8 protein-coding genes are annotated in these 6,236 nt (G+C 32.6%); all 8 read left to right on the top strand.

The features are described 5' to 3' along the window. Nucleotides 1–65 precede the first annotated feature (65 nt). From gatC to ACR0P1_RS07350, 8 genes are read left to right on the top strand one after another with little or no spacing between them, the layout of a single operon-like run. A complete protein-coding gene (gene gatC / locus ACR0P1_RS07385; RefSeq protein WP_432645762.1) occupies nucleotides 66–281 on the top strand; it encodes an Asp-tRNA(Asn) amidotransferase subunit GatC in 216 nt (71 codons plus the stop codon). Nucleotides 282–292: 11 nt separating this feature from the next. After that, nucleotides 293–778, top strand: a complete 486-nt coding sequence (locus ACR0P1_RS07380) for an amino acid-binding protein (RefSeq protein ID WP_432645761.1) — start codon at nucleotides 293–295, stop codon at nucleotides 776–778. A 9-nt stretch (nucleotides 779–787) separates the two neighbouring features. Next, the gene (locus tag ACR0P1_RS07375; protein ID WP_432645760.1) at nucleotides 788–1,807 is read left to right on the top strand and encodes a homoserine dehydrogenase; all 1,020 of its coding nucleotides are present in this window, start codon (nucleotides 788–790) and stop codon (nucleotides 1,805–1,807) included. Nucleotides 1,808–1,834: 27 nt separating this feature from the next. After that, on the top strand, nucleotides 1,835–3,046 hold the full coding sequence (locus tag ACR0P1_RS07370) for a cofactor-independent phosphoglycerate mutase (protein ID WP_432645759.1): 1,212 nt from the start codon (nucleotides 1,835–1,837) through the stop codon (nucleotides 3,044–3,046). A 1-nt stretch (nucleotide 3,047) separates the two neighbouring features. After that, entirely contained in the window at nucleotides 3,048–3,683 is a 636-nt protein-coding gene (locus tag ACR0P1_RS07365; RefSeq protein ID WP_432645758.1) for a flavodoxin family protein, read from the top strand. Between the two features lie 3 nt (nucleotides 3,684–3,686). Next, a complete protein-coding gene (locus ACR0P1_RS07360; protein WP_432645757.1) occupies nucleotides 3,687–5,042 on the top strand; it encodes an MATE family efflux transporter in 1,356 nt (451 codons plus the stop codon). Further along, nucleotides 5,042–5,449 (top strand): GNAT family N-acetyltransferase, encoded by a 408-nt coding sequence (locus ACR0P1_RS07355; RefSeq protein ID WP_432645756.1) that lies wholly within the window; start codon nucleotides 5,042–5,044, stop codon nucleotides 5,447–5,449. The genes ACR0P1_RS07360 and ACR0P1_RS07355 overlap by 1 nt, the downstream gene beginning before the upstream one ends. Before the next feature lie 8 nt (nucleotides 5,450–5,457). Continuing rightward, a complete protein-coding gene (locus ACR0P1_RS07350; protein WP_432645755.1) occupies nucleotides 5,458–6,234 on the top strand; it encodes an alpha/beta hydrolase in 777 nt (258 codons plus the stop codon). Nucleotides 6,235–6,236 lie beyond the last annotated feature (2 nt).

Below are 6,236 nucleotides of genomic sequence, written 5' to 3'. Positions count from 1 at the left end.
ATCTTTAACTTTATTAATATTGAAAGATATAATATTTATATTATTACTTATTAGGAGTTTATATTATGACAATCGAAAAAGATGCAGAAGATATTATAGAAAAATTTTCAAAAATTTTAGAAGACATTCCTGATTCAGATGAAACCTGGTATATTACTGATAATTTAAATTTAACACGTGAAGATAAATCACAAGAGAAGAATTCTGAAAAAATTTTAAGGAATGCAAGAATTGACAAGGATGGAAATCTCATAGTTAAAAAAGCAGATTGGACAGCTTAAGAGGGATTTAAATGAGAATGGATTTAGTTCTTGAACTTTTAGATGTTCCGGGACAACTTATTAAAGTATTGGAACCAATAAGTGCTCTTGGTGCTAATTTAGTTACTGTTATCCATAAAAGGGACTATAAAAATGAGCATGGTAAGGTTCCGGTTCAACTTACCATTGAGGGCGAACTTGAAAACCTTAAGAATGTAGTAAAAAGATTTGAAGAATTAGGATTCACCATTATTGAAATGGATGGTGTTGTTAGAAAAGAAACAATTACTACAATTTTGCATGGCCATATTGTTGACAGTGATGTCAGGGATACTATGGATAAGATTAATAATCTTGAAGGTGTAGTAATCACTGCATTTGATGTTAAATTAAATGGTGAGGAAGAATCCACTGCATTAATTAATATTGAAGCAGATATTGGTTTAAAACAGAGTGTATTTGATAAGATTGCAGAAATTGCACAGGAAAAAGAATTGTTAGTGATTAATGAGGTATAAGGGATTATTATGGATGAATGTAAAGTCATTATCATGGGATTTGGTTCAGTAGGTCAAGGTGTAGCTAATGCAATTTCCATGAAAAGAGATTTAATTAAAGATAAAACTGGAGTGAACGTTAAAGTTGTCGCTGCAGCGGATTCATCTTCATCTGCAATCTCACAGGACGGATTGGATGAAGAATTACTTTTAAAAACAAAAAAAGAAGATGGCAAATTATCAGCATACCCTGAATTCGGGTCTGATATAAACGGTGCAGATGTTTTAGACGCTGTTGAATACGATTGTCTTATTGAAGCAACTCCTACAAATATCGTTGATGCAGAACCTGCACTTTCACTAACATATAAAGCATTTGAACAAGGAAAAGATGTAGTAACATCTAACAAAGGACATTTAGCTCTTAAATTCAGAGAAGTTGTTGATGCAGCAGAAAAAGCAGGTGTAGAATTCAAATACGAAGCTAGTGTCGGTGGATCAATGCCAATTATTAATTTCACAAAAGATACATTAGCATCATGTGAAATTAAATCAATCAAAGGTATTTTAAACGGTACCACTAATTATATTTTATCAAGAATGACCTCTGAGGGTTCAGATTATGAAGTTATCCTTAAAGAATCCCAGGATTTAGGAATTGCTGAGACAGACCCAACACAAGATGTTGAAGGTATTGATGCAGCATGTAAAACTGTAATTCTTGCAAATTCACTTTTAGGAATTGATGCAACTTATAGTGATGTTAAAGTTGAAGGTATTTCAAAAATTAATTCCTATGCAATTGAACTTGCTAAAAAAGGAGATTATTTAATTAAATTAATAGCTGAAATATCTCCTGATAATTTACAGGTATCTCCTCGTTTAGTTAAAAGAGGAAGTTCCTACGATGTAAGCGGAACATTAAACATGGCTACAATCAAAACTGATTTAGCTGATGAAGTATCCGTAATTGGACTTGGAGCAGGATCTCTTGAAACTGCTTCTGCGATGTTGACTGATTTAATTAGTATTTTAAAAAATAAAAACTAATTATTTTTTTTACTTTTTTTTGATAGCATGAAATATGTAATATTTATTCTAGATGGTTCTAGCGACCTTCCATTAGATGAAATTGACGGTCAAACTCCTTTAAAAGTAGCTAATACTCCAAACATTGATAAATTAGCTAAAGCAGGATATGGTGGATTAACTAATAATGTTCCTGAGGGATATACTCCAGGTTCAGATGTAGCTAATATGAGCATATTTGGATTTAATCCTTCAGATTACTATACTGGCCGTGGACCTCTTGAAGCAGGCAGTGTTGGAATCGAAACCACACCATGTGATGTAATTTTCAGATGCAATACCATTTTTGAAAAAGATGGAAAAATGGAAGATTTCAATGCAGGCCATATCACAACTGAAGAAGCTGATGTATTGCTCAAAGGACTAAACAAATATTTTCAGGATAAATATCCTGATTTTAAAGGAAAATTCTATACTGGAATTAGCTATAGACATTTGTTTGTTTATTCCTGTGATAATGTGGAAGATGCAGAAACTTTATCAAGCATAAAGACTATGCCTCCTCATGATATTTCCGGTGAAGATATTGCTGATAACTTATTTGGCGGTTGCGAATTAGCAGAGGAAATTCAATCTATAATGTTTGAGTCAAAAGAATTCTTGCAGAACCATGAAATCAATCAAAAAAGAGAAATTCCAGCTAATATGGTTTGGCTATGGGGACAAGGCGTAACTCCAAAATTACCTAACTTCAAAAAAACATATGGTCTTGATGCAGCAGTAATCACTGGTGTAGATTTACTTAAAGGAATTGGAACATTCGCAGGAATGGAAATCATTGACGTGCCTGGTGCTACTGGATTTTTCGATACCGATTACGAAGCAAAAGGGAAATATGGAATCGATGCATTAAAAAGAAATGACGTATTGTTTATCCATATAGAAGCACCTGATGAAGCAGGACATGCACAATTACTTGATGAAAAAGTAAAAGCAATTGAACAAATCGATAAATTCATTGTTGGACCTATTTTAGATAGTTTAGATGGCCAGGATTACAGAGCAGCAATATTGCCTGATCATCCAACACCAATTGATGTTGGAACACACACTCGTGATGATGTGCCGGTGATTATGTATGCTACTGACATGCCTGGTGATGAATGTGATGCATTTGATGAAGTAGCTGTTCTTAAAGGATCTGTAACTAAAAAAGAAGGATATAAATTAATGCAAAGATTAATTGATGGAGATTTTTAAAATGAAAGTATTATTAGTAAATGGAAGTCCAAACAAAAAAGGATGTACTTATACTGCATTAACTGAAGTTGCAAAAACTTTAAATGCTCATGATATTGAAACTGAAATATTTTGGATTAAAACAAAACCAATAACTGGATGTGTGGCTTGCCATAAATGTAGGGAATTAGGAAAATGCACATTTGACGGTGATGTTGTCAATGAATTTGTTGAAAAAGCATATGATGCTGATGCATTTGTATTTGGTTCACCTGTTTATTATGCAGGTGCAAACGGTTCAATGGTTTCATTTTTAGACAGAGCATTTTACTCAAATTCACATGGGGATGGTGCTGCAGCATTCAAGCACAAACCTGGAGCAGTCATATGTTCTGCAAGAAGAGCAGGTACTACTGCGACTTATGATCAATTAATTAAATACTTAGGAATTTCTCAAATGCCTATTATTTCATCATTCTATTGGAATATGGTTCATGGAAACACTCCTGAAGAAGTTCTCCAAGATGAAGAAGGATTAGGAACTATGAGGCAATTAGCACACAATATGGCATTTTTCATGCAATGTTTTGAGGAAGGTAGCAAAAAAGGTTTAACTGTAACTGAAGAGGATAAACCTCGCACAAATTTTATAAGATAAATTATGAATATATTTAAAACTCCTGAAGGGTATATTTATTCAAATAAAGCATTATTTGCTTTATTTATACCTCTTTTAATAGAATATGCTTTAGAATTTTTTGTAGGATTTGCAGATTCTTTAATGGTTGCATCATTGGGTGAAGCAGCAATCTCTGGGGTTTCTTTAGTTGATTTTTTAATTCAGCTTCTTATTTTTTCTTTTTCAGCTCTTGCAACGGGAGGAGCTGTTGTAGCTGGACAATATTTGGGAAATAAGCAAATTGATAAGGCTCAGGATTCTGCCGACCAGCTGGTTTGGTTTTCAACTATTTTATCAGTCATATTAATGCTTTTTGTCATTATTTTAAGACAATTTTTAATAGGAATTTTATTTGGTCAAATTGAAGCAGATGTTTGGCAAAATGCTGATAAATATTTATTTATTGTAGCTTTATCAATTCCATTTTTAGCTATTTACAATGCAGGTGCTGCTATTTTTAGAACAACTAATAATGCATCATTGCCAATGAAAATACTTCTTGTATGTGACATATTAAATGTTGTAGGTAATGCGATTTGTATTTATTATTTAGGTTGGGATGTTCGTGGTGTTGCTATTCCGACAGTAATCTCAAGGGCACTGGCCGCAATTTTAATATTGTATTTCATCGTTGATGAAGATTACAAATTACATATTAAAAAAACATTAAAGCATAAATTTGATTTTAAGATACTTAGGAAAGTTTTGAAAGTTGGCATTCCTTTAGGTATTGAAAATGGTTTATTCCAATTGGGAAGAGTATTAGTTTTAAGCATTGTTTCAACATTTGGAACAATGGCAATTGCTGCAAATTCTGTAGGTTATACAGTAGGAATATTTTCAGTATTGCCGGGTTTTGCAATTAATTTAGGTTTAACTGCTGTAATTTCAAGATGTGTAGGTGCCAATGAATATGAACAAGCCAGATATTATAATAAAAAATGTTTACTAATTGTTTTTATTTGTCATATTATAATTAACTTGATTATATTCACTATATTGCCATATATACTGGATGTCTATCAGTTGTCTGCCCAAACTTCTGCCATGACAACTGAAATGATTATTTGGCATGGAATATTTGCTATTATAATCTGGCCACTTGCTTTTACATTACCTTCTACATTTAGAGGTGCAGGTGATTCAAAATCAGTAATGTATATCAGTTTAGTTGTAATGTTTACATGTAGAATAGCTCTTTCATATGTAATTGCTGATTGGATGGGTATTGGAGTGTTTGGAACATGGATTGCAATGTTTATCGATTGGTATGTAAGGGCTGCGATTTATATTTACAGATACTTTTCAAATAAATGGACAGAATATAGGGTGATTTAATGGATGGAATAGTATATAAGAATACACATAATTTCAGCAAAAGGGAACTTGAAGAGTTGTTTTTGTCTGTAGAATGGTCATCAGGTCATTTTCCGGATAAATTGGTAATAGCAATGAAAAACTTCAGCACTGTCTTTTCTGCATGGGATGGCGATGAACTTGTTGGCTTGATAAGTGCTATGGATGATGGGATAATGAATGCGTATGTCCATTATTTGCTTGTAAAACCTGAATACCAGTTAAAAGGAATAGGAAAAGAATTAGTAAATAGGATTAAACTTCATTATAAAGACTATATGCGTATTTTAGTAGTTGCTTATGATGAGGAAACTAAATTCTATGAGTACTGCGGATTTGAGAAGGCAGATGATGCAAGTCCAATGTTTATAACAGAATTGTGGACATAGGTGATTGGATGGTATTGTTTAGAGGAGATATTAAGTGTAAAAGTTTACAAAGGCGTACCTCAATTAGTGTTATATTGCCTGCGGATAATATGCATTTTTTAAGTGACTCAGAAGAAATCATTCCACAGCCTTATAAAACATTGTATTTGCTACACGGATTGTATGGCAGTGATGACATATTCCTTGCAAATACATCTATTCAGAAATTTGCAGAAGATAAAGGAATAGCTATTGTGATTCCTTGTGGTGATAACAGTTTTTATGTAGATAACAGACAAGCTCATGCTTATTATGGGGAGTATGTTGGACAGGAATTATTGGACATTACAAGGAATATTTTTCCGTTATCTCATAGAAGGGAAGATACATTTATTGCAGGATTTTCAATGGGTGGCTATGGAGCTATTAGGAATGGATTGAAATATTCACATAACTTTTCAAAAATTGGAATGATTTCAGCGGCTTTGATTACTGACGAAATAGCTAGTTATGAGGATGACAGCAATGTGTTGCGTTCCAGAGCATTTTATGAATCATGTTTTGGTAGTCTGGATGAAGTTAAAAATTCAGACAAAGATCCAAAATATCTAATTGATTCCTGCGATGATGTTCCGGACATATTTATGGCTTGTGGTGTTGATGATTTCTTATATGATAAAAATGTTGATTTTTATGAGTTTTTGAAATCAAGAAATGTTAATGCTAACTTTATTCAAGATTCTGGAGAACATACTTGGGAATTTTGTGATAAATATGTTAAAAAATTCATTGAGACATTAATTTAATT

This window comes from Methanobrevibacter sp. (assembly GCF_050872065.1).
Taxonomy (GTDB): domain Archaea; phylum Methanobacteriota; class Methanobacteria; order Methanobacteriales; family Methanobacteriaceae; genus Methanocatella.
This window is presented reverse-complemented; position numbering and strand designations above follow the sequence as displayed.

What these genes read in the sequence shown, in the direction of transcription:
- ACR0P1_RS07365 (WP_432645758.1), top strand. Translation starts at nt 3,048, where the DNA reads ATGAAAGTATTATTAGTAAATGGAAGTCCAAACAAAAAAGGATGTACT.
- ACR0P1_RS07360 (WP_432645757.1), top strand. Translation starts at nt 3,687, where the DNA reads ATGAATATATTTAAAACTCCTGAAGGGTATATTTATTCAAATAAAGCA.
- ACR0P1_RS07350 (WP_432645755.1), top strand. Translation starts at nt 5,458, where the DNA reads ATGGTATTGTTTAGAGGAGATATTAAGTGTAAAAGTTTACAAAGGCGT.
- ACR0P1_RS07380 (WP_432645761.1), top strand. Translation starts at nt 293, where the DNA reads ATGAGAATGGATTTAGTTCTTGAACTTTTAGATGTTCCGGGACAACTT.
- ACR0P1_RS07370 (WP_432645759.1), top strand. Translation starts at nt 1,835, where the DNA reads ATGAAATATGTAATATTTATTCTAGATGGTTCTAGCGACCTTCCATTA.
- ACR0P1_RS07355 (WP_432645756.1), top strand. Translation starts at nt 5,042, where the DNA reads ATGGATGGAATAGTATATAAGAATACACATAATTTCAGCAAAAGGGAA.
- ACR0P1_RS07375 (WP_432645760.1), top strand. Translation starts at nt 788, where the DNA reads ATGGATGAATGTAAAGTCATTATCATGGGATTTGGTTCAGTAGGTCAA.
- gatC (WP_432645762.1), top strand. Translation starts at nt 66, where the DNA reads ATGACAATCGAAAAAGATGCAGAAGATATTATAGAAAAATTTTCAAAA.